The organism is Anaerofustis stercorihominis, from assembly GCF_024623185.1.
Lineage (GTDB): Bacteria > Bacillota > Clostridia > Eubacteriales > Anaerofustaceae > Anaerofustis.
Window position 1 is genome coordinate 103,308 of sequence record NZ_JANJZK010000001.1, and the last position, 21,658, is coordinate 124,965.

Here is a 21,658-nt window from a genome sequence, read left to right on the forward strand (position 1 = left end):
TTATAGAATTGTTTATCGTTCTTTAAAATAAATCTTTTTATTCTCGTAATAAATACTTAAAAAATAAAATTAAAAATTATTTAACAGCGTTTACTAAATCTTCTTTGAATTGTTTTAGACCAACACCTGTAAGTAGGCATCTACCGTTAAGAAGTGGAGTATCACCGATGTCTCCAGGGATATCAGTAGTACCAACGATTACGTCTGGTTTGATAACTTTAACTTTTGAAGCAGTTTCAGCAGCTTTACATTGAACTGTTTTAACTTGAATACCAGCTTCTTTACAAATTCCTTCACATTTTTTTGCAGCTACTGTAGATGTAGCAATACCTGTTCCACATGCAACTAAAATAGTTTTCATATAATAAAATCCTCCGTTTAATTAAATAAATAATATAATTCTAATCTGCCCAAAATATGTACTTTTAAAGATTTATTTAAAGCAACTTTTATTACAAACGGTTTAACCGTTTTGTACCGCACCTGATTTAGAGCTTAATAATTTTACTACGGCTTCAAAAAATTCAAGTTTAAATTCTTTAATGCCAACCTCCGTAATCAACGCTTTTCCATTGATGACGGGTATATCAAACTCTTCATTCATATTTGTTGTAGTAACTATAATATCAGGATCAATCATTTTTTTTCTGGCTTTTGCATCAGAAGTTTTGCATTGATATGTATCAATATCTATGTTTTCATCTTTACATAGCGACTTTAATTTTTCAGATGCTAAAGTCGATGTTGCAACACCGCTTCCGCATACAACTAATACAGTAATCATAATTATCCTTTCATACTACTTTTGCACAAAACTATTATATCATAAATACTTTTATTTGAAACAATAAAATTAGGATTTTTTGAAAAAAAGTTCCGTTATGTTACAATTGCTCACAAATAAAATTTATCATTATAATATTGTATATAATTAATTTTATGTACGTTCCTACTCTTAGAATTTTAATATTATATTTGCTTTTTTTCAATATCTTTTTAAAAGTTTTATTGTTATTTTGATGGTATTTTTTGTTATAAGTTTTTTTAATCTACATTAATATATCTTATAAATAAATTAAAAAAATCTTTTCTTAAATTTTTCTTAAAAATCTAATGTATAGTTGATAGAGTTCTTTATAAATGGTAGAATACTAAAGTGATAGTGTGCCTGTAGCTTAATGGATAGAGCAAGCGGCTTCGGACCGTTTAGTGGGGGTTCGACTCCTCTCAGGCGCGCCATTGAAAGAAGAGGGAAAAATGAAACAAAGTATGGCAAAAAAGATAGGTGCTATTATTCTGTCTTATATTCTTATAATCTGCGTTGCTTTTTATTTTTGCGACAGCATTAAAGAAAATCCTACTGTAAGGTATTCTTTAAAATCAGTAAGTGCAGGACTTGATTATGAAAAGCGAATGTTTAAAGGCAGCAGTAAAAAGGGGATGGAGAAAATAACAAAACCTTTCCTTACTAAAAAAGACCTTGATAAAATGGATCTTAAAAATGTAAATAAACTAATGATAGTAGCTCATCCCGATGATGAAACTCTATGGGGAGGAGTTCATTTATTAAAAGATAATTACTTAGTGCTGTGTTTAACAAATGGAAAATCTACAGGCAATGTAAGATATGATGAGATAAATAATGTACTAAAGAAAACTCATGATAAAGGAATTATACTTTCATATCCGGATGCCTATAAATTTAGGAGAGTCGACTGGGAAAAAGCAGGACTTACATCTTATATCGCAGAAGATATAAAAACGGTTCTTACATATAAAAAATGGGATGAAATAGTGACACACAATCCGGAAGGTGAATATGGGCATATACATCATATTTACACAAATAACATAACGACAGATGTATATAAAAAATATATAAATAAAAATAATTTATATTATTTTACCAGATATTATAAAAAAGGCGATTTATTTAAAGTAGAAGACGAATTAAAAGAACTTCCTCAAACAGAAGTAAATGAAAAAATGGATCTTTTGGATTTATATGCTTCTCAGCCTGGGGCATTCGTTAAATACGGACAGATGATAAAGTATGAAAAGTTTATCAATGCAAAAGACTTTAAGAATGCAATATAGATATTGTTAAATAGTAAAATTATGTTATAATTAGTAAAAATAAAGATTTGCTTATGGAGGATAATATGAACGCAAAAAAAGCCATGGTAATTGTAGAAGGGTTATTAGTTGTGGCATTGGCAATTTGGGTATTTTTCTTAAAATAATTATGAAAACAAAGAGGGTAATATGCTGATTTGCATATTACTTTTTTATAATAAAAATAAATACAAAAATATTTAATATCATTGAATTATAGAGTTTTTAATATATTTTAATATTTTTTAGAAAACTATAATAAAAATATATGATTAAATATATATATTATTGATATTATAATTTTAAAGAGCAATTCAATGTAAAAATATGTAAAACTATTTAAAACAAATTTTTTGATTTAGGATTTAATAGATTTGGAGGAAATTATGATTAATTTAAAAGAAATAAAAAGTCGTGCTGCAGAACTTCTTAAAAAGAATTTTTGGAGACTTCTCGGATGTGTATTATTGGTATCGTTAGTATCGATGGCTATATCTTATATAGGAACTAATATTTTCAGTGAAGCCCCTTTGGTACAGATATTGGTTTATTTAATCAATTTATATGTATCAACAGCTCTTGGTATAGGGCTTTATAAAATTTTGTTTAAAATAGATGAAGAAAGGGACTTTAGTATAACTGATTTGTTTTCTTTTCTGCCTAGTATAAAGGAATGTTTGCTTGTATATTTGCTGCAGCTTCTTCTTGTTATTATAATAATGGCAATATCCTTTTTTTTAGGAATGATTTTCTTTACAAGTGATTTTGTAAATATATATAATTCATATCCATTTATCTCCAATAATATGATGGTAAATATTGTTCTGTCTATATTACCTAAAATATTATTGTTTATACTGGTAATAGCGGGAGTATCTTTGGTTTGTGATATTTTCCCTGCTCTATCCATGGGTATAGTAGCAAAAGAAGATGAAGCATTGAAGAAAAATCTCTTCAGTAATACTTTTTCCATTGGATTTAAAAATATTAAAAATTATGTTTTATTAAATCTATGGTTTTTATTGTTGATTATAATTGCATGTATACCTTTCTTTATTGTACTCTTTGTAGGTGTAGGAAGTGAGAGTGGCTTTGGTGTAATACTCGTACTCTTAGTTACAATATTATGGATAATATGTATTATTGTTTTGTCTTTATATTTTTCTTTAGCGGTTGCCATTTTATTTAACAGAATTCTTAATAGCAATAATAATGATTATAAAGATGTAAATGATAATTTAATCGAACCTAAATCATATTATGATAATGATATAAATGAAAATTTATAAAAGATTATAATAAATTAAAATGAAAAGGACTTTTAAAGTCCTTTTTTTATTTTTAAATATAGTATTATTTAAAATATATAATGATTTTAATGGGAATCAAGTGAAAATCTTTATAAAAATAAGTGAATATTAATATTTTTAAGGAAAAATAAAGTTTTGTTTGCTAAAATAAAAATGAATAATTATAATATTTTATTTATAAAAATTTTTAGTTTGCCGTTGTAATCAGTAATATTAAATTTGTATTTGAATAATTATTAAAAATCAAAAAATAGATTTAATTTTCAGAATTTTTTCAATTCTTATTTTCCTGTGTGGGTAAATATGGTATAATAAATTAATTATACTTATTAGTCTTTGACTGGGAGGTTTAGTATGTTACATAGAGAAGATAACACACAAAAGAAATACGCATTTTTAAAAGATACGCTAAGTATGTTTTATAAAAAATATGGTTATGAGCAGATAACTATACCTATGTTTATGCCATATGAACTATATAAGAAGTTTAATTTTTCACATCAAAATGAAGAATTGAAATTAATAGACGGAAACGGAAATATTTTGGTAATAAGAGCCGATGCTACATTCCATGTTTTAAAGACGGTTTCTACGCTTAAAAGCAAGGAAAACGAAAAATATTTTTATGAAGCAAAAGTATTTAGAAATATAAATAAAGATTATACCTTAGATGAAATAAATCAAACCGGAGTTGAATGTTTTTTAAAGGAAAGTGATATAGTAGACAGCGATATCATAGCTCTTGCATTAAGTAGTCTCTTTTCACTTGGTATTAAAGATATAAGACTTGATTTATCTCATGCAGACTTTGTATATTCGTTGATTGAAGAAATCGATGAAATCAAAAAAGATGAGGTAGAAATCGTCCATAAATTTATTGAACAAAAAAACAGAGATGATCTAATAAGTTATTTAGACAAAAAAAATGTTGATAAAACATATAAAGATAAGTTAATTGATATTTGCATGCTTTTCGGTGATTTTGAAGAAGTCATGAGTAAAGCGAGAGCCATTGCAATAAATGATAAGATGAACGATGCTCTTGATAAAATAGAGGGTGTTTACAATATATTGAAACTATATGATTTGGATAAATATGTTTATCTTGATTTGGGATTTACAAATGCAATGAATTACTACAGCGGGATCATGTTTAAAGTATATTCCATAGATGCAGGCGGAGAAATTATAAACGGCGGAAGATATGACAGGCTTGCAAGAAAAATCGCAGGAAGAAGCGGAGCCTGCGGGTTCAGTCAAAATCTTGATTTGACTGCTCAGATTTTAGAAGATAATAATGATGATTTCTTTAGTATCGATTATTTGATTTACTGTACCAATGAAGATATCAAAAAAGGGATAGACATGTCAACAGAGTTAAGAGATAAGGGATATAACGTTTCTTTGATTGAAGGTAAAAATTTCAAAGTTGTTGACAGAAAAAATAATAAGAGTTTAAAAAGAGAAGAAATCGTAAATTTGATAGGAGAATGAAATGATTAAAATAGCAGTAGCAAAGGGAAGAGTAGCTAAACAAGCTATTAAATTATTTAAAGAGTTTGGCATTACTTTTTCTGAATTTGATTTAAACAGAAAACTGATTTTAAACAGTGATGACGGAAGTGTTCAAATGGTTCTTGTTAAACCCAGCGATACACCTATTTATGTTGAAACCGGAGTTTGTGACTGCGGTATCGTAGGTAAGGATATTTTACTTGAAGATAATCCTGATGTATATAGATTGTTTCCTTTGAATATAGGAAGATGTAAGATGTGTGTAGCCGGATTCGAAGGTACCGATATAAGGAATATGAAACAAATCGTTGCAGCTTCAAAATTTGTAAATACAGCTAAAGAATACTTTGACGGTCTCGGTATTAAGGCAAAGATAATAAAGATAAACGGTTCTGTTGAACTTGCTCCTCTTCTTAATATGTCTGATGTAATAGTGGATATAGTCGAGAGCGGAGTCACTTTAAAGGAAAACGGACTTAGTGTTCTTGAAGAAATCTTTGATATATATTCTGTTTTTATAGTTAATAAGGCCAGTCTTAAAATGAAACATTCATCTTTAAAACCTTTTATAGAAAATCTGCAAAAAGCAAGCGACAGGATGGTGTAGAGATGCAAATAGTAGATTTAAGAAACGAAAAAAATGTTTTAGAAGTCGTTAAGGAAAAGCTTCAAAGACACGGAAACAAATTAAATGAAGTTGAAGCGCTTGTTGAAAATATTATAGAAGACGTAAAAGAAAACAAAGATAAAGCCTTGATTCGAATGATGAAAGACTTTGATAAAGTAGAAGTAAAAAGTATCAAAGTCGATAAAGATGAAATAGAAAAGGCTTATGAGAGTGCAGATAAGGATTTTTTGGAAGTACTAAAAGAAAGTAAGGACAATATAGAGAAGTATCATAAAAATCAAAAGTATTCTCACTTCGATATGGATGAGGGAAGTAAAAGACTTACTCAAAAAGTTACTTCTATCGAAAGAGTCGGACTTTATATCCCCGGAGGTAAGAGTCCTTATCCTTCCACCGTACTTATGAATGCGGTTCCCGCAAAAGTAGCCGGTGTTAAAGAAATAGCTTTGATTACTCCTCCAAATAAAGAAGGTAAAGTAAATGAAAATATACTGGCAGCAGCTTATCTCTGCGGCGTCGATGAGATTTACTTGTCGGGAGGTGCCGGCGCCATAGCGGCTCTAGCTTATGGGACTGAAACCATTAAACCCGTTTATAAAGTATGCGGTCCGGGAAACTTATTTGTTGCCGAAGCAAAGCGAAAAGTATACGGAGATGTGGATATAGATATGCTGGCAGGACCAAGCGAAGTTCTCGTTATCGCAGATGAAAAGGCTAATCCGAAATTTGTAGCGGCTGATTTATTGTCTCAGGCAGAGCATGACGAAAATGCGGCTTGTATCCTTGTTACGACGTCAGAAGATTTAGCGTGTAAAGTAAAAGAAGAGGTAAATATCCAGCTCAAAGAATTATCAAAAGTAGATATTGCGACCCAGTCGGTTGAGAATTATGGTTTGATATTTGTGGTAGATAATATTGATGAAGCATTTGATGTTTCCAATGAAATCGCTCCCGAACATTTAGAGTTATCCTTGGAAGATCCTTTTGATTATATAGATAAAGTACAAAATGCCGGAACAGTATTCATGGGAGAATATACTCCAGAGCCTGTAGGGGATTATTTTGCAGGTTCAAATCATACGATTCCTACATCGGGAAAAGCAAAATTTTATTCTCCGCTTTCAACATATGACTTTTTAAAAAGGACGAGCATAGTATACTATTCAAAAGAAGAACTGACTAAGCATAAGGATAAGATAATAAAGTTTGCCAATAAAGAGGGGCTTACGGCTCATGCAAAAGCCATCGAGAGGAGATTTGAATAATGAGCATTAAAGACTTGGTAGTGCCGGCTTTAAAGGATTATGAATATTATAAAGCCGCGGGACAGGATTATAGAATAATTTTAAATGCTAATGAACATTATCAAAACTTCCTTGGAACAAAACTTCAAGATGATTTTATTGATAGGATAAAAAATATCGATATAAATAGGTACCCCGATCCTTATGCAAATAAACTAAGAGAGAAATATGGAAAACTCATTGATGTATCTCCGGAAAATTTGATTGCTACATCCGGCTCTGATGAAGGTATAACCATTATAAATAATACTTTTATGGATAAAGATGATATTGCCATAAGTTATGAACCTACATTTTCCATGTATAAACAAGCGGCTATTTTAGCTAAGGGGAAATATATAGGGCTGAATAGTGATAAAGAAGACTTATCTCCCGATATAGATAAATTAATTGATGAAGCAAATAAAAATAACGCAAAGATAGTTTACATATGTACTCCAAATAATCCAACGGGATATTTATATTCAAAGGAAGAAATAAAAAAAGTAATTGATAATACAAAAGGTCTTGTGATTATTGATGAAGCATATATTCATTTTGCGGAAGATGATAATATCGATTTACTCGGTTACAGTGACAGAGTTATAATTCTCAGAACACTGTCAAAGGCTTTCAGCGGAGCGGGACTCAGAGTTGGATTTATAATAGCTGATAAGGAAATAATAAACTTTTTATTTGCCGCAAAAGCTCCTTATAATCTATCCGTTACATCACAAACCGCGGGAGAAGTCCTCGTAGATAACCATAAACTCATAGAGGATGAATTAAAGGTTATAAAAAGAGAAAGAGACAGAATGGTAAATATTCTAAAAAATTATAAAGATATTCTTATCCTTCCGCTTAATGCTAACTTTATAACCATAAAAACATCAAAAGCTCCAATATTATATAACGAATGTGAAAAGAGGGGTATCTCCATAAGAGCTTATGGTAATGAACTTAAAGATATAGTAAGAATTACAGTGGGAAGTAATGAAGAAAATGATGAAGTAATAGATGTAATAAAGGAGGTATTCTAAATGAGATCAAGTTTTGAACACAGAGTAACCAAAGAAACAGATATCGAAATTAATCTTAATTTAGACGGAAGCGGTATCGTTTATTCCGATACGGGAGTCGGTTTTTTTAATCATATGATAGATTTGCTTGCAAGTCATTCTAAATTCGATATTGACATAAAAGCAAAAGGTGATTTTGAAGTCGATAATCACCATACCGTGGAAGATATAGGGATTGTTCTAGGCAAATGCTTCAAAGAAGCCATTGGTGATAAAAGAGGCATAAACAGATATTCTACATTCTTTGTTCCTATGGATGAAGTGTTGGCAAGAGTATGTGTAGATGTGAGCGGAAGAGGCTATCTCGTTTACGAAAATCCTTTTACGGTTGAAAGAATAGGTGATTTCGAAACAGAAATACTTGAAGATTTTCTATATGCTTTTTGTATAAATGCAGGTATCAACTTGAATATCAAAGTCATTGATAAAGGAAACAATCATCATATGTGTGAGGCTATATTTAAAGCTATAGCCAGAGCGTTAAGAGAAGCAACGACTATTGTCGGTGATGATATTCCTTCGAGCAAAGGTGTATTATGATAGGAATAATCGATTACGGTGCAGGTAACCTCAGAAATGTATATAACGCTTTAAACAGGCTTGGCTTTGAAAGTGTGATAACAAATGATATTAATGTTCTAAGGACATGCGAAAAACTGATTATACCCGGAGTTGGAGCCTTTGAGGACGGTATGAAGGGGCTTAGAGAAAATGATTTGGTTCCTTTTTTAAAGGATTGGGTAAAAGACGGTAAATATCTTCTCGGTATTTGTCTTGGTATGCAGCTTTTATTTGATAAGAGTTATGAAATGGGAGAACACGAAGGGCTTGGTTTTATAAAAGGCGATGTAGTGCCGTTCGATATCCCAAAGAGTTATAAAGTCCCTCATATGGGTTGGAATGAACTTGCTATAAATAGAGCTGACAATATCGTAAAAGATATAACTAATGGTGAATATGTATATTTTGTGCATTCTTACCATGCAGATAATATGAATGATGAGGATTTGATTGCTTACAGCGAGTACCATTATAATGTTCCCGCAGTAGTCAGACATGGTAATGTTATAGGTATGCAGTTCCATCCTGAAAAAAGCGATAAAACAGGTACAAAATTACTTTTAAATTACTTAGGAGAATAATATATGATAATATTTCCTGCAATAGATATAAGAGATAACAAATGTGTAAGACTTTCCCAAGGCGATTACGATAAAGAAACTGTCTATTTTGATGATCCCTTAAGTGTTGCTATAGATTTTCAAAAAAGAGGCGTAAAGAATTTACATATAGTGGATCTTGACGCAGCGTTGATTGGTGAACTTACAAATTTTGATATCATAAAGAAAATAATTACCGATACTAATATGTTAGTCGAAGTTGGCGGCGGTATAAGAGGGGAAGAACAAATCAAAAAATATGTTGACATAGGTGTGGACAGAGTATCAATAGGTACAAAAGCAGTTAAGGATTTTGATTTTTTAAAAGAAATGTCTGAAAAGTACCCATATAAAATCAGTTTATCCTTAGATGTAAAAGACGAATATGTCTATATAAAAGGCTGGAGTGAAAACAGCGGTATTTTGATTTGGGATTACCTTGAAAAGATAAAAGAGCTGCCTCTTATAAGCATAGTGGTGACTGATATCAAAAAAGACGGTATGTTAAGCGGGCCAAGTTTCGGATTATATAGAAAACTTAAGAAGGCAACTAAACATAATATAGTAGTATCCGGAGGTGTATCGTCTCTGGATGATATCAATAAGTTAAGGGAAGATGATACTTACGGAGTGATCGTCGGTAAAGCTTTATATGAAAATAAATTTAGTGTAGAGGATATAATATGTTAGCAAAAAGAATCATACCATGCCTTGATGTTGACCACGGCAGAGTGGTCAAGGGTAAGCAGTTTGCGAATATAAAAGACGTTGACGATCCCGTTAAATTGGGTAAAAGATATTCAGAGCTGGGTGCGGATGAATTGGTGTTTTATGACATCACCGCTTCAAGTGATGAAAGAGATATATTTATACATACAGTAGAAGATATTGCAAAGGAAGTATCCATTCCTTTTACTATCGGTGGAGGAATAAGAACCGTTGATGATTTCAGAAAAGTACTGCTTGCCGGAGCAGATAAAGTCAGCGTCAATTCCAGTGCAGTTACTAATCCTAGTATAATTTCCGACGGAGCAAAAAGATTTGGATCTCAGTGTGTCGTTCTATCTATTGATGCAAAGAGAAATGATAAAAATAGCTGGGATGTATACGTTAAAGGCGGAAGAGAAAATACTAAAATAGATGCTATCGAATGGGCTAAAAAGGGTGAGGATATGGGAGCCGGAGAGATTTGTATCAATTCCATAGATACCGACGGCGTGAAAAATGGCTTTGACCTCGAACTGATAGAAAAATTAAATAGTATCTTGTCTATTCCTATTATTGCCTCAGGCGGTGCAGGAAAAATGGAGCATTTCCTGGATGTTTTAAAATCGGGTGCAGACGCAGCTTTGGCAGCAAGCGTATTCCATTTTGGGGAAATAGATATTACGGAACTTAAAAAGTATTTAAAAGACAATAGTATAGAAATGAGGTTGTAAAATGGATTTTAAAGATTTTAAACTTGACGATACAGGATTACTTCCCGTTATCGTCCAGAATTATAAAACGGGAAAAGTATTGATGCTTGGGTATATGAATGAAGAAGCATATAAAAATACCTTGGATACTGGTAAAGTCAACTTTTATTCCAGAAGCAGAAAGACACAGTGGTTAAAAGGAGAGACAAGCGGAAACTTTTTAAATGTCGTTAGCATTAAGGCTGACTGTGATAACGATACGTTGCTTATCGGTGCTGATCCTGTAGGACCTACCTGTCATACCGGCAGTGAAAGCTGTTTTTTTAATAATATAGTAAAACCAGATTTAGATTTAAGTCCCGAAATCTTATTTACTCTTCAGGATACTATAGAAAAAAGAAAAGAAGATATCAAAAAATTAGAAAAAATGCCAACAAAATACGAAGGTTCATATACACAGTATTTACTTATAGAAGGAACCGATAAGATTTGTAAGAAAATAGGCGAAGAAAGTGCGGAGACTATAATTGCCGCGAAAAACGATGATAAACAAGAAATCATATGTGAAGCGAGTGATTTGATATATCACTTATTAGTATTATTAAATGACAGAGGAGTAAAAATAGAGGATATTTTTAATAAACTTAACGATAGACATAAATAAAATTAAATTTAGAGAATAACAAAGGAGGGTGTAAATGAAACATAAAGATACAGAAATCAATTTTTCGGATATAACACCTGAAATTAAAGATTTAAGCAAGACATGCTTGGATAATTGTTATATAGAAAAAGATCTATATGCCATTCACAATGTAAACAGAGGGTTAAGAGATGTTAACGGTGTCGGTGTGCTTACGGGGCTTACGGAAATCTCCGATGTTTGCGGGAGCGAGATCGTAGACGGAAAAAAGGTATCGGTCGAAGGCTATTTAAGGTATAGAGGCATTCCGATAGAGTCATTGGTAGATGGGTTTTTGGAAGATAACAGGTTTGGTTTTGAAGAAGTTACATATTTGCTTTTGGCAGGCAAACAGCCGAACAAAAAAGAGCTTGAGGCTTTCAATAATCAGGTAGCAAAATATAGATCATTGCCTCCTTCTTTTGTTAGAGATATAATCATGAAGGCTCCGAGTATAGACGTTATGAATACAATGGCAAGAAGTGTTCTTACTTTGTATTCATATGATGAAAATCCTGATGATATATCTATCCCAAATGTCTTAAGACAGTGTATGCATCTTATATCTATATTTCCTATGATTGCGGTTTACGGGTATCAGTCAAGCATACATTATCATCAAGGAGAAAGTCTATTTATTCATCCGCCTAAGGCAGAGTTATCCACTGCGGAAAATATATTACATATGCTTAGACCGGATTCTAAATATACTACACTTGAAGCCAGGATTTTAGACCTTGCATTGGTTCTTCATGCAGAACATGGGGGCGGAAACAATTCCTCCTTTACCATGCATGTCGTTTCATCTTCCGGTACAGATACATATTCTGCGGTAGGAGCCGCTTTAGCATCTCTTAAAGGACCTAAACACGGCGGTGCAAATGTAAAAGTTGTAAATATGTTTGAAGAAATAAAGGATAATGTTAAAGACTGGGAAGATGACGATGAAGTAAGTGCATATTTAAATAAGATACTGGATAAAAAAGCTTTCGATAAGCAAGGACTTATTTACGGCGTCGGTCATGGTATCTATTCAACCTCCGATCCAAGGGCACTAATATTCAAATATTTCGTAGAAAGATTGTCCGAAGAAAAAGGTCTTACAGAGGAATTTAAATTGTATGAACGAGTGGAAAGACTTGCTCCTGATTTGATAAAATCCAAATTTAAGACATATAAAGATATTTGTGCCAATATCGACTTTTACAGCGGATTTGTTTATAAAATGCTTGGTATTCCAAAGGAACTGTTTACACCGCTGTTTGCAATAGCGAGGATTTCCGGATGGTCTGCCCATAGAATTGAAGAACTCATTAATGCAGGAAAGATCATAAGACCTGCTTATATGAATGTTCAGCCTAAAACAGAGTATATTCCGATTGATGAAAGAAAGTAATTTAAAACTCAATTAGTGACATAAAAAAAGAAAGCATATTTTTGCTTTCTTTTTTATTCTTCGTCATTTTCTAATATTTCAGTAATTTCGAGCCATTTTAGTTCTTTATCTTCGAGCAGATTTTGAATGTCATTTAGTTTTAAAGATATTTCGCTTACTTTTTCTTCGTTACTAAAGAAATCGGGATTATTCATCTTTTTTGCAATTTCTTCCTTTTCACTTTCAAGTTTATCCATTAAGAGCTCAATGTCGTTAAGTTCTTTTTCGTATGCTTTTCGTTTATTATTGCTAAGTTTAGAGGTGTTTTTATTGTTGCTGCGTTCTTCTTTTTTTTCTTCTGCATTTCTTTCTTTGATTTCTGCTTTGATTAAATTTTCTTTATCCATTGCATAATCGTAGTTTCCTTCATATATCTTGATGTCTTTTCCTGTCAAATACATTATTCTGTTACAGATTTTGTTTAAATAATATCTATCATGAGATACGCTTATTACTGATCCGTTATAATCGAGTAAGGCATCTTCCAATACTTCTTTTGTTTCTATGTCCAAATGATTTGTCGGTTCATCTAATATTAAAACATTTGATTCTTTCATCATGAGTTTTGCGATTGCCACTCTGCTTTTTTCCCCGCCTGATAATGTAGATATTTTTTTATTTATATCATCTCCGGAGAACATCATACACCCCAAGGTATTTCTTATTTCTCCGTCATCTGCTCCCGTGGATTTTCTCAGTTCTTTAATTATTGTTAAACTGCTGTCCAAGTCTTTATGTTCCTGTTCGAAATATAGTACTTGGCATTTTGGATTTTTCTTTATAAGTCCCCTATTTTCTTTAAGAAGTCCAGTTATCAGTTTTAAAAAAGTGGATTTTCCGGTTGCATTTCTGCCGCAAATCCCGAGTCTGTCTGTGCTGCCTATGGTAATATTAAAATTATTAAATAGCTTCTTATTTTCATTATAAGCAAACTCCAAGCCCTCTACCGTAATAGCTTTTTTACTGACCATAGGAGAATATTTAAATCTTATGTGAGAGTTTTTAGAAGTGTAAGGTTTATCGACTCTTTCTATTTTATCCAGCATTTTTTCTCTGCTTCTTGCTCTTTTTACACTTTTTTCTCTGTTAAATTGTTTTAGGGTCTTTATTACATCTTCTTGTTTTTTTATTTCTGCCTGTTGTTTTTTGTAAGCATGTTCTTCACTGATTAGCCTTTGTTTTTTCTTATATATGTAATCTGAATAATTTCCGCTATATATATAACATTCTTTGTTTTCGATTTCTACTATTTTTGTTGTAAATCTATCTAAGAAATATCTGTCGTGACTAACTGTAATAACAGTAGCTTTTACTGCTGAGAGGAAGTTTTCAAGCCATGTAATACTATTGGTATCAAGATAATTTGTCGGTTCATCTAATATAAGGACTTCTGGAGAGGACACCAAAAGCTTAGCAAGAGCGACCCTCATCTTCTGCCCGCCAGATAGAGTAGATATTTTTTTATTAAAGTCATTTTCTTTATATCCAAGTCCTTTAATGATTCCTGTCATTAAACTTTTATATTTGTATCCGTCCATATCTTCAAACTCTGTTATTAGTTCATGATATTGTTCGTTTAATTTGTTAAGTTTTTCTTTATCTTTTTCAAAATCTATAAGCATAGAAATATTTTCTATTTCTTCTTCTTTTTTTGTGTATTTCTCAGCTCCCAGTAATACTTCCGTGTAGATATCATTATCTAAATTTAAGTTTAGATCCTGCCTTAAAAAGCCTATTTTATCTTTATCGATTTTAGATATATGACCGATATAGTCGTCATCCAAACCCATTATAATATTAAGTAAGGTGGTCTTGCCGGCTCCGTTACGACCGACAATGCCCACCTTATCTTTATCGTTTATCATAAGTGAATTAATAGTAAATAAGTGTTCGCTTCCAAAGCTTTTATTTAAACTATTTATATTTATCTGCATTTTATTATTTATCACTCCTTGGATCCTGTGATAGTTGTTCAGCATCTATATTGAATAGATCCTTTATAAATGTTACTCTCTCCGGTTGATTTACTATCCAGTATGATACTCCTCCCAAGTTACCGAAGTTACCCGGTAAAGTAAAGGTCTGTAAATCGTCTATGTTGAAATCCTTAAATGAGAAGCCAAGAGATGCTATTTGTGCAAATTTTAAATCCGTTTCGACCATGTCCTGAACTAGATTATAAATTTGAGGGATTTTAGAGAAACTCTTTTGTCTCTTAAACTCATTGAAAATAGCTTTCATTATTTTTTGCTGGATAGCTACTCTTCCTATATCTCCGTCGGGATATGCACGATATCTGCTGTAGTATAAAAGCTGCTCTCCATTTAATTTTTGTTTTCCTTTTCTTATTTTGATACTTGATGAGTCATGTCCGTTTTTTGCATATAAGTTTTGGTGTACATCTATTGTTACACCGCCCATTACATCTGCGATTTTAGGAAGTGCATCCATGTCGATACCAAGGTAGTAATCTATCTGAACTCCACCAAGAACATCACTGACTGTATTTTCCAAATATGTAACGCCGGTACTAAACATTTTTGTTTGATCCTGTTTTTCTGATTCATTTAGCCCCAAACTTGCATAGTAAAAACATGAGTTGACTTTGTCTCTTCCGGATGTGTTATAGATATTTACTCTGCTGTCTCTTGGAACGGAAACAAGCTTGATTGTTTTTTTATTTGTGTTTATGCTTGCAAGCATTATTGTATCAGGTCTAAATATCGTTTCTTTTTTGCTCCTGCTTTCGTTTTTATCTATACCGAAAATAAGGATATTCATGGTATCTGCTAATTTTGCGGAGTTATTTAATTTTGTCTTATCGCTAAATCTCGTATATTTAGCGCTTTGCATAGGATTTTCATTTAATATATCATATCCTAAAGTCTTTGCAAATCCGAGTCCGCTGGAAGTTAAGATTATAGCGAGTGCCAAGATTACGACTATTATATTTTTCTTTTTCTGATTGCTTAGACCTTTAGTTTTTTTCTTAGTTCTTTTTAATGTTTTTTTTGGTTTTATTGCTTTGCTCTGCTTCATTTTATTCTCCAAAAAAGATTTTATAATTTATTATTATAGCATAAAATGCGACGTTATCTATTATTATTTTAACGTTTTTGTAAGCATTTAATAAATATTTGTAAAAAGTATAAGAAAATGATATAATAAATAATCAGCTAATTATTACTTTTGTAAAGGAATAACTATGGAAAAAGTAAGTAAAGAGAAAATTAAAAAATATAATAATTCCATATTTATTAAAAGGCTCATAGATATAGTATGTGCTTTACTGCTTAGTGTAGCTTTTATTGTTCCCGGAGTAGTAATTGCTATTATTGTTAAAATTTCCGATGGCGGAAGTATTTTTTTCGTTCAGGAGAGGGTAGGCAGGAACGGAAGGCGTTTTAATATAATAAAATTCAGGACTATGAGAGAAGGCAGTGAGAAAGAAGAAGCTAAGTTACTTAAAAAATCCAGGAATGGATTTGTGCAGGTAAAACAGGATCCCAGAGTTACTGAGTTTGGAAGATTTTTAAGAAAGACAAGCTTTGATGAAATTCCTCAGCTTTTAAATGTTTTAAAGGGTGATATGAGTTTAATAGGTCCAAGACCTTTTATCCCGATTGAAACTGATTTACTTGATGAAAATGAAAAGCAAAGATGTATAGCATATCCCGGACTTACCGGTCTTGCTCAGTTAAAAGGAAGAAGTAAACTTAATATTCATGATGTTGTAAAATTGGATATTGAATATATTAATAATTACTCTATATTTTTAGACCTTAAAATTTTCTTTTCTACTATTTTTGTAGTTCTTAAGGGAATATAAGGAGGTATTTAAAGTGCAAAATAATAACATGAACAGAAATAGACAACCTCAAAATAATAAACCAATAAAAAAAAGACGAAAAAAAAGTTTTATTAGAAAACGATATAAAGAAATAATAATCATATCAGCTGTTTTAGTCTTTTTTTTATTTTCCGTTTTTCATACTGAGGATACTGTAATACTTAATTCACAAAAACATATTACCACGGAGACTGCGGAAAGTTACATATTTACAAATTCTGAATACGTAGATTTAAAGGAGACTACTCCTATAAAATTCACTGTTAAAGAAGGACAAAAAGTCGGCTCAAATACAAAGCTTTCTTCAAGCTATAAAATCAAAACCAATAAATATATAAATGATGCGATAAAAGTTATAAATTGGAGATTAAAAAATAAATCATATGAAAGCAGGGAAGTGTTTTTCAGAGATCTTAGTGAGTTAGAGGAGAAAATAACGAGCACACAGGATAAATACGATAATGCAAAGAGTTCAAATAATACTGCTAATATAAATAAATATGGTGCTGCCTTAACAAAATTAAAAGATAAGAAAAATATGATGCAGAAATCCATGAAATATATTTTTGCAGATTCTGCCACACTTAAAAAAATAAAGAGTGAACTCAAAAGTAAAAAATCATCTAAAAATAAAGCCCTTACTATATCAAATTTAAATTTTTCATTTACCGGAAATATATATTTTTCCAGAACAGGATATGAGGAAGTTCTAAACACAAATGTAATGGCAGCTTTAAGTAAAGATTATTTTGATTATTTAAAGGGATTTAAACCACCCAGCACAAAAGATGATAAATCTATTATAAAAATAGTAAATAATCAATGTGCTTATGTATGTGCAGTCGTTGATAAAGATACATATATTGAAGGTGAAAAAGAAGCAAAAAAATATAATAAATCAGTAAAGAAAAATCATGATTTAAAAACCGACGGAGAGTATTATGATTACCTTTTAACAAGAGTTGATATGCTTATCACTTATCCTACGATTAAATTTGAAGACAGCGATGAAGTCTTGGATGAAGGTTATCTTATCAACTCTATCGATTACGGAGAAGATAAAAAAGTCTTGGTTATATGTCTAAAAGATGCATTTGACCATTTAATAAATGTGGATAAAACTAAACTTAATATTCATACGAATGAAGTAAATGTGTTTACAATCCCGAAAAGTGCTATAATCGAAGACGGTAATAAGAAATATGTTTATGCTCTTACAAGCGGTAATTTTAAAGAACTTGTGGAGGTTAAAGTTTATGAGGAAGGTTTTAAAAATGTACTTTTAAAACCCGGTGATAATCCAAAATTAAGTAACAATATGGAAGTTATAACTAATCCCGATTAGGAGGTATGAAAATGAGTATAAAAGATAATTTAGATAAGATATTAAATAATATAAATTTAGCCTGTAATAATAGTGATTTTGATGAAGATGTAAAGCTTTTGGCTGTAACAAAATTCAGGACTAATGAAGAGATCAAAGAAGTTATTGATTATGGGATAAAAGATCTCGGAGAAAATAAAGTAAAAGAATTTTTAGGTAAATATGAGTTTTTTAAAGGTCAGGATATAAATTGGCATTTTATAGGTCATTTACAAAGGAATAAAGTAAAAGATATTGTCGGTAAAGTTCATCTGATACACTCAGTAGATTCTATTCGGTTAATGGAAGAGATAGATAAGCAAAGTGCGAAAAAAGATATTATTACCAATATATTGATAGAATTTAATATAGGCAAAGAAGAAAATAAGTATGGATTTGATGAAAATGAAGTCGAAGAAGCCTTTAATAAAGCAATTCAGCTTAAAAATGTAAATGTTATGGGGGTTATGTGTATGGCTCCGTTTACAAAAGATAAAGCTGTTTTGGTGAATGTTTTTAGAAAGTTAAGAAAAATTTATGATAATTGTAGAAATATGTATAATAAATATGATAATATAAACTTAGCTATAATATCTATGGGAATGTCAAATGATTATCAAGTTGCCATAGATGAAGGAAGTAATATTGTCCGTATAGGGACAAGTATATTTGAAGGAGAATAAAATGGGATTTAACGATTTTATAGGTGAATTAGGCGAAAAGATTGTAGGAAAAGATGAATACTACGAAGACGAATACTATGAAGAAGATGATTACTATGATGACGAACCTAGAAAAGGCGGATTATTTGGTAAAAAATCTTCAGTAAGAACTGAAAGCGCACCTGTTGCGACACATGCTGCTTCAACGGTTATGCTTGTTGAACCGAGAACTTTTAATGACGCACCTTTGGTTTGCGATAAATTAAAAGGCGGGATTACTGTTGTTGTAAATATGGATAAAGTAGAAAATGAAGACGCTAAAAAAATATTTGACTTTTTAAGCGGTGCTGTTTATGTACTTGGCGCAAGTATGAAAAGAATTGCTCAAAATGTGTTTATTTTAGCTCCTTACGGCGTTGAAGTAGAAACACAGGAAAGACCAAACGATTCTTATAATACATCAACACGTTCCAGAGATTTATGGGAGTATGAAGACTAAATATGGGCGAATATGAATTTTTCATATCAAGAATAGAAGATATGGCACTTTTATCCGATAAAAAAGGTGGAAGTGTCTTTTCTAGTTTCTTGGATCCTTCCGACCAAATGGTTGGCGGAAGAGAAATAGGCAGATATAAGGGAAAAGATTGTTCATTTTTTGGCGGTCACATATATACTGAAAGAAAGATAATGAGTATATTTAATGAAGGACATGAGCCTGAGGAAAGTGAATATCCGATTAAAATATTAAAATCAAAGGAAGCTCTTGATGTGAGACATCAGGATGTATTGGGTTCAATACTTTCTTTAAGTGTAGATAGGTCTAAAGTCGGAGATATCAATATACTTGATGATCATATTGAAATTTTTGTTTATGATACGATAAGTGAGTTCTTGGTTAATGAACTTACTAAAATAGGCGGGAACAATGTAACATTCTATGAATGTGATATAAGTGAAGCCAGTGTGATAGAACCTAAATTCAAAGAGCTTAATATTATCGTTCCTTCCATGAGGCTTGACGCTGTTATAGGAAATATATTTAAGCTATCCAGAAATGAAGCTAATATGTTTGTAAAAGGCGGTAAAGTCAAAATAAACCATAATCAGGTTTCCAAACCTGCAATGACTGTAAAGGTAGGAGATATGATATCCGTGAGAACTAAAGGCAGGGCTATTGTGGATAGTCAGGGCGGTCAGACTAAAAAAGGCAATACCAAATTACTCGTTAAAAAATTTGTATAAGTAGGATTTAATGGAAACAAAAGAATTTATTGTGACGGAAGAAAAACAGAATATAAGATGCGATAAATTTTTATCCGATGAATTAGAAGATTTTTCAAGGGAAAGTTTAAAAAAACTATTCAAGGAAGGAGAAGTCTTTCTTAATGATGAAAAAGTCAAGCCGTCGAGGAAATTGCTTGTCGGTGAAAGGGTTAAAGTCAATTTACCTGAACCTGAAGTCTTGGATGTCATAGCGGAAAATATACCTATAAATATCGTATATGAAGACGAAGATGTAGTAATCGTGGATAAGCCTCAGGGAATGGTCGTTCATCCTGCTAACGGAAATTACTCTGGTACACTTGTGAATGCTTTAATGTATCATGTGAAAGATTTATCTTCTATTAACGGAGTTATAAGACCGGGGATAGTTCATAGGATCGATAAAGACACTTCGGGATTATTAATAGTTGCAAAGAATGATAATGCTCATAACCATTTGGCATCACAGTTTAAAGAGCATTCTATCAACAGAAGATATAAAACTATATGTCATGGTATTATACATGAAAACTTGAGAACGATAGATGCACCTATCGGAAGAGATAAGATAAAAAGAAAAGAGATGTGTGTAACGCAGAGTAACTCCAAGAGAGCAGTAACTCATTTTGACGTTATTGAGAGATATGATAAATATACGTTTTTGGATGTTTATTTGGAAACCGGACGTACTCATCAGATAAGAGTCCACCTTAAATATATTTCACATCCCGTTGTAGGTGATAAAGTATATGGGTTTAATAAAGAGATAGACAAACCTTTTAAAGGACAGTTGCTTCATGCTTATAAACTAGGGTTTATACACCCTAGAACAAATGAATATATGGAATTTAACAGCGAACTGCCGGATTATTTTTATGAATTACTTGATAAATGATTATAGGAAGCTCAAATTGAGCTTCTTTTTTTATGTTTAAAATATCAATAAGCCGTTAATAATTTCACAAAGGAGATAATTATGGGAACATATATTAATTTTCATGGTGAATATAAAACAAAATCTTATTTTGAAGGATGGTACTTAAAACATCAGACAAATGATTTTATGATAAGCTTCATACCTTCTTTTCATATTGATGATAATGGGAATAAATTTGCCATGATTCAAGTAATAACCGAAGATAAAACATATAAGTTAAAATATGATATAACCGAGTTTAAAACATATAAAAGAACTTTCTACGTTAAAGTGGGAAAATGTGCATTTTCAAGTGAAGGTATAATACTAGATATTGATACCGAGGATTTGAAGATAAAAGGAGGTATATCCTACGGAGAATTTTCTCCTCTCAATTATAATATTATGGGACCTTTTAGATACGTTCCTTTTATGCAGTGTTCTCATGATGTTCTCAGCATGCATCATTCGATAAAAGGCAATTTAAATATAAACGGCAAGGTCATAAATTTTGACGGCGGCAGAGGTTATATAGAAAAAGACTTTGGTTCATCCTTTCCCGAAAGATATATTTGGACTCAGTCCGGTTTTGATTACGGCGGAAATAATTCAATTATGTTTTCCGTAGCTGATATACCAATGCTTAATTATAGTTTTGAAGGGCTTATAGGTGTCATTCATTATAAAGACAGGGAATATCGATTTGCTACTTATCTGGGTGCTAAAGTCGTTTATAAGACGAATGACAGCTTGATTATAAAACAAGGAAAATATAAGTTTTATATGAAAGTCTTAAAATTCCCTAATTTGGATTTGGACGCTCCGGTATCCGGTAAAATGGACAGGGTAATTAAAGAAGGGCTCAAATGCAAAGTCAATTATAAATTGATAGGTCCTGAGAAGTTAATATTTGATGTTATAAATGATAATGCAAGTGTAGAGTGGGAATTTTAAAAGCTATAGTTTTTCTATAGCT

At 31.4% G+C, this 21,658-nt stretch carries 23 protein-coding genes and 1 tRNA gene; 20 read left to right on the plus strand and 4 right to left on the minus strand.

The annotated features are described in order from the left end of the window. Positions 1-76: 76 nt before the first annotated feature. Both NSA01_RS00560 and NSA01_RS00565 read right to left on the minus strand, forming a co-directional pair. The gene (locus tag NSA01_RS00560) at positions 77-361 is read right to left on the minus strand and encodes a PTS sugar transporter subunit IIB (RefSeq protein ID WP_007050247.1); all 285 of its coding nucleotides are present in this window, start codon (positions 359-361) and stop codon (positions 77-79) included. A 102-nt stretch (positions 362-463) separates the two neighbouring features. Beyond that, the gene (locus tag NSA01_RS00565; protein ID WP_257479588.1) at positions 464-784 is read right to left on the minus strand and encodes a PTS sugar transporter subunit IIB; all 321 of its coding nucleotides are present in this window, start codon (positions 782-784) and stop codon (positions 464-466) included. 380 nt (positions 785-1,164) lie between these two features. Here NSA01_RS00565 and NSA01_RS00570 point away from each other — a divergent pair. The 13 genes from NSA01_RS00570 to NSA01_RS00630 all read left to right on the plus strand — a co-directional run bounded on the left by NSA01_RS00570 (position 1,165) and on the right by NSA01_RS00630 (position 12,586). Then, positions 1,165-1,239 (plus strand) — tRNA-Arg (locus NSA01_RS00570). 18 nt (positions 1,240-1,257) lie between these two features. Then, a complete protein-coding gene (locus tag NSA01_RS00575) occupies positions 1,258-2,097 on the plus strand; it encodes a PIG-L family deacetylase (RefSeq protein WP_257479589.1) in 840 nt (279 codons plus the stop codon). A 404-nt stretch (positions 2,098-2,501) separates the two neighbouring features. Next, positions 2,502-3,404, plus strand: coding sequence for a hypothetical protein (locus tag NSA01_RS00580; RefSeq protein ID WP_257479590.1), 903 nt, complete (start codon positions 2,502-2,504; stop codon positions 3,402-3,404). 375 nt (positions 3,405-3,779) lie between these two features. After that, on the plus strand, positions 3,780-4,919 hold the full coding sequence (locus tag NSA01_RS00585; protein WP_257479591.1) for an ATP phosphoribosyltransferase regulatory subunit: 1,140 nt from the start codon (positions 3,780-3,782) through the stop codon (positions 4,917-4,919). A 1-nt stretch (position 4,920) separates the two neighbouring features. After that, entirely contained in the window at positions 4,921-5,547 is a 627-nt protein-coding gene (gene hisG, locus NSA01_RS00590) for an ATP phosphoribosyltransferase (RefSeq protein ID WP_257479592.1), read from the plus strand. Between the two features lie 2 nt (positions 5,548-5,549). Then, positions 5,550-6,833, plus strand: a complete 1,284-nt coding sequence (gene hisD, locus NSA01_RS00595; protein WP_257479593.1) for a histidinol dehydrogenase — start codon at positions 5,550-5,552, stop codon at positions 6,831-6,833. Next, positions 6,833-7,891: a histidinol-phosphate transaminase gene (gene hisC, locus NSA01_RS00600; protein WP_257479594.1), complete on the plus strand. Its 1,059-nt coding sequence runs from the start codon at positions 6,833-6,835 to the stop codon at positions 7,889-7,891. The genes hisD and hisC overlap by 1 nt, the downstream gene beginning before the upstream one ends. After that, positions 7,892-8,470: an imidazoleglycerol-phosphate dehydratase HisB gene (gene hisB, locus NSA01_RS00605; protein WP_257479595.1), complete on the plus strand. Its 579-nt coding sequence runs from the start codon at positions 7,892-7,894 to the stop codon at positions 8,468-8,470. It abuts the gene before it with no gap. Beyond that, positions 8,467-9,072: an imidazole glycerol phosphate synthase subunit HisH gene (gene hisH / locus NSA01_RS00610; RefSeq protein WP_257479596.1), complete on the plus strand. Its 606-nt coding sequence runs from the start codon at positions 8,467-8,469 to the stop codon at positions 9,070-9,072. Before hisB ends, hisH begins: the two co-directional genes overlap by 4 nt. Before the next feature lie 3 nt (positions 9,073-9,075). Further along, positions 9,076-9,780, plus strand: coding sequence for a 1-(5-phosphoribosyl)-5-[(5-phosphoribosylamino)methylideneamino]imidazole-4-carboxamide isomerase (gene hisA / locus NSA01_RS00615; RefSeq protein WP_257479597.1), 705 nt, complete (start codon positions 9,076-9,078; stop codon positions 9,778-9,780). Beyond that, on the plus strand, positions 9,774-10,529 hold the full coding sequence (gene hisF / locus NSA01_RS00620; protein WP_257479598.1) for an imidazole glycerol phosphate synthase subunit HisF: 756 nt from the start codon (positions 9,774-9,776) through the stop codon (positions 10,527-10,529). The genes hisA and hisF overlap by 7 nt, the downstream gene beginning before the upstream one ends. Before the next feature lies 1 nt (position 10,530). Beyond that, positions 10,531-11,172 carry a bifunctional phosphoribosyl-AMP cyclohydrolase/phosphoribosyl-ATP diphosphatase HisIE gene (gene hisIE / locus NSA01_RS00625; protein ID WP_257479599.1) on the plus strand — a complete coding sequence of 214 codons (642 nt, stop codon included), beginning with the start codon at positions 10,531-10,533 and terminating at the stop codon, positions 11,170-11,172. Positions 11,173-11,206: 34 nt separating this feature from the next. Continuing rightward, entirely contained in the window at positions 11,207-12,586 is a 1,380-nt protein-coding gene (locus NSA01_RS00630) for a citrate/2-methylcitrate synthase (RefSeq protein WP_257479600.1), read from the plus strand. 53 nt (positions 12,587-12,639) lie between these two features. Here the strand turns inward: NSA01_RS00630 and NSA01_RS00635 are convergent, their stop codons facing one another. Continuing rightward, a complete protein-coding gene (locus NSA01_RS00635; RefSeq protein ID WP_257479601.1) occupies positions 12,640-14,559 on the minus strand; it encodes an ABC-F family ATP-binding cassette domain-containing protein in 1,920 nt (639 codons plus the stop codon). Positions 14,560-14,563: 4 nt separating this feature from the next. Further along, on the minus strand, positions 14,564-15,664 hold the full coding sequence (locus tag NSA01_RS00640; RefSeq protein ID WP_257479602.1) for an LCP family protein: 1,101 nt from the start codon (positions 15,662-15,664) through the stop codon (positions 14,564-14,566). A 166-nt stretch (positions 15,665-15,830) separates the two neighbouring features. On the opposite strand from NSA01_RS00640, the gene NSA01_RS00645 reads away from it, so the two are divergent. The 7 genes from NSA01_RS00645 (at position 15,831) to NSA01_RS00675 (ending at position 21,636) form a co-directional block, all read left to right on the plus strand. Continuing rightward, positions 15,831-16,454: a sugar transferase gene (locus NSA01_RS00645; protein ID WP_257479603.1), complete on the plus strand. Its 624-nt coding sequence runs from the start codon at positions 15,831-15,833 to the stop codon at positions 16,452-16,454. Between the two features lie 13 nt (positions 16,455-16,467). Then, positions 16,468-17,820, plus strand: coding sequence for an HlyD family efflux transporter periplasmic adaptor subunit (locus NSA01_RS00650; RefSeq protein WP_257479604.1), 1,353 nt, complete (start codon positions 16,468-16,470; stop codon positions 17,818-17,820). Between the two features lie 11 nt (positions 17,821-17,831). Further along, the gene (locus NSA01_RS00655; protein ID WP_257479605.1) at positions 17,832-18,521 is read left to right on the plus strand and encodes a YggS family pyridoxal phosphate-dependent enzyme; all 690 of its coding nucleotides are present in this window, start codon (positions 17,832-17,834) and stop codon (positions 18,519-18,521) included. Between the two features lies 1 nt (position 18,522). Continuing rightward, positions 18,523-18,999, plus strand: a complete 477-nt coding sequence (locus NSA01_RS00660) for a cell division protein SepF (protein WP_052294603.1) — start codon at positions 18,523-18,525, stop codon at positions 18,997-18,999. 2 nt (positions 19,000-19,001) lie between these two features. Continuing rightward, entirely contained in the window at positions 19,002-19,745 is a 744-nt protein-coding gene (locus NSA01_RS00665; RefSeq protein WP_257479607.1) for a YlmH family RNA-binding protein, read from the plus strand. Positions 19,746-19,755: 10 nt separating this feature from the next. Further along, positions 19,756-20,661 carry an RluA family pseudouridine synthase gene (locus tag NSA01_RS00670; RefSeq protein WP_257479608.1) on the plus strand — a complete coding sequence of 302 codons (906 nt, stop codon included), beginning with the start codon at positions 19,756-19,758 and terminating at the stop codon, positions 20,659-20,661. An 81-nt stretch (positions 20,662-20,742) separates the two neighbouring features. Next, positions 20,743-21,636: a tocopherol cyclase family protein gene (locus tag NSA01_RS00675; RefSeq protein WP_257479609.1), complete on the plus strand. Its 894-nt coding sequence runs from the start codon at positions 20,743-20,745 to the stop codon at positions 21,634-21,636. Positions 21,637-21,658: the final 22 nt, after the last annotated feature.

Bases quoted from the DNA above. Each gene is read 5' to 3' on its own strand.
- NSA01_RS00560 (WP_007050247.1), bottom strand. From the start codon at position 361: ATGAAAACTATTTTAGTTGCATGTGGAACAGGTATTGCTACATCTACA.
- NSA01_RS00565 (WP_257479588.1), bottom strand. From the start codon at position 784: ATGATTACTGTATTAGTTGTATGCGGAAGCGGTGTTGCAACATCGACT.
- NSA01_RS00575 (WP_257479589.1), top strand. From the start codon at position 1,258: ATGAAACAAAGTATGGCAAAAAAGATAGGTGCTATTATTCTGTCTTAT.
- NSA01_RS00580 (WP_257479590.1), top strand. From the start codon at position 2,502: ATGATTAATTTAAAAGAAATAAAAAGTCGTGCTGCAGAACTTCTTAAA.
- NSA01_RS00585 (WP_257479591.1), top strand. From the start codon at position 3,780: ATGTTACATAGAGAAGATAACACACAAAAGAAATACGCATTTTTAAAA.
- hisG (WP_257479592.1), top strand. From the start codon at position 4,921: ATGATTAAAATAGCAGTAGCAAAGGGAAGAGTAGCTAAACAAGCTATT.
- hisD (WP_257479593.1), top strand. From the start codon at position 5,550: ATGCAAATAGTAGATTTAAGAAACGAAAAAAATGTTTTAGAAGTCGTT.
- hisC (WP_257479594.1), top strand. From the start codon at position 6,833: ATGAGCATTAAAGACTTGGTAGTGCCGGCTTTAAAGGATTATGAATAT.
- hisB (WP_257479595.1), top strand. From the start codon at position 7,892: ATGAGATCAAGTTTTGAACACAGAGTAACCAAAGAAACAGATATCGAA.
- hisH (WP_257479596.1), top strand. From the start codon at position 8,467: ATGATAGGAATAATCGATTACGGTGCAGGTAACCTCAGAAATGTATAT.
- hisA (WP_257479597.1), top strand. From the start codon at position 9,076: ATGATAATATTTCCTGCAATAGATATAAGAGATAACAAATGTGTAAGA.
- hisF (WP_257479598.1), top strand. From the start codon at position 9,774: ATGTTAGCAAAAAGAATCATACCATGCCTTGATGTTGACCACGGCAGA.
- hisIE (WP_257479599.1), top strand. From the start codon at position 10,531: ATGGATTTTAAAGATTTTAAACTTGACGATACAGGATTACTTCCCGTT.
- NSA01_RS00630 (WP_257479600.1), top strand. From the start codon at position 11,207: ATGAAACATAAAGATACAGAAATCAATTTTTCGGATATAACACCTGAA.
- NSA01_RS00635 (WP_257479601.1), bottom strand. From the start codon at position 14,559: ATGCAGATAAATATAAATAGTTTAAATAAAAGCTTTGGAAGCGAACAC.
- NSA01_RS00640 (WP_257479602.1), bottom strand. From the start codon at position 15,664: ATGAAGCAGAGCAAAGCAATAAAACCAAAAAAAACATTAAAAAGAACT.
- NSA01_RS00645 (WP_257479603.1), top strand. From the start codon at position 15,831: ATGGAAAAAGTAAGTAAAGAGAAAATTAAAAAATATAATAATTCCATA.
- NSA01_RS00655 (WP_257479605.1), top strand. From the start codon at position 17,832: ATGAGTATAAAAGATAATTTAGATAAGATATTAAATAATATAAATTTA.
- NSA01_RS00660 (WP_052294603.1), top strand. From the start codon at position 18,523: ATGGGATTTAACGATTTTATAGGTGAATTAGGCGAAAAGATTGTAGGA.
- NSA01_RS00665 (WP_257479607.1), top strand. From the start codon at position 19,002: ATGGGCGAATATGAATTTTTCATATCAAGAATAGAAGATATGGCACTT.
- NSA01_RS00670 (WP_257479608.1), top strand. From the start codon at position 19,756: ATGGAAACAAAAGAATTTATTGTGACGGAAGAAAAACAGAATATAAGA.
- NSA01_RS00675 (WP_257479609.1), top strand. From the start codon at position 20,743: ATGGGAACATATATTAATTTTCATGGTGAATATAAAACAAAATCTTAT.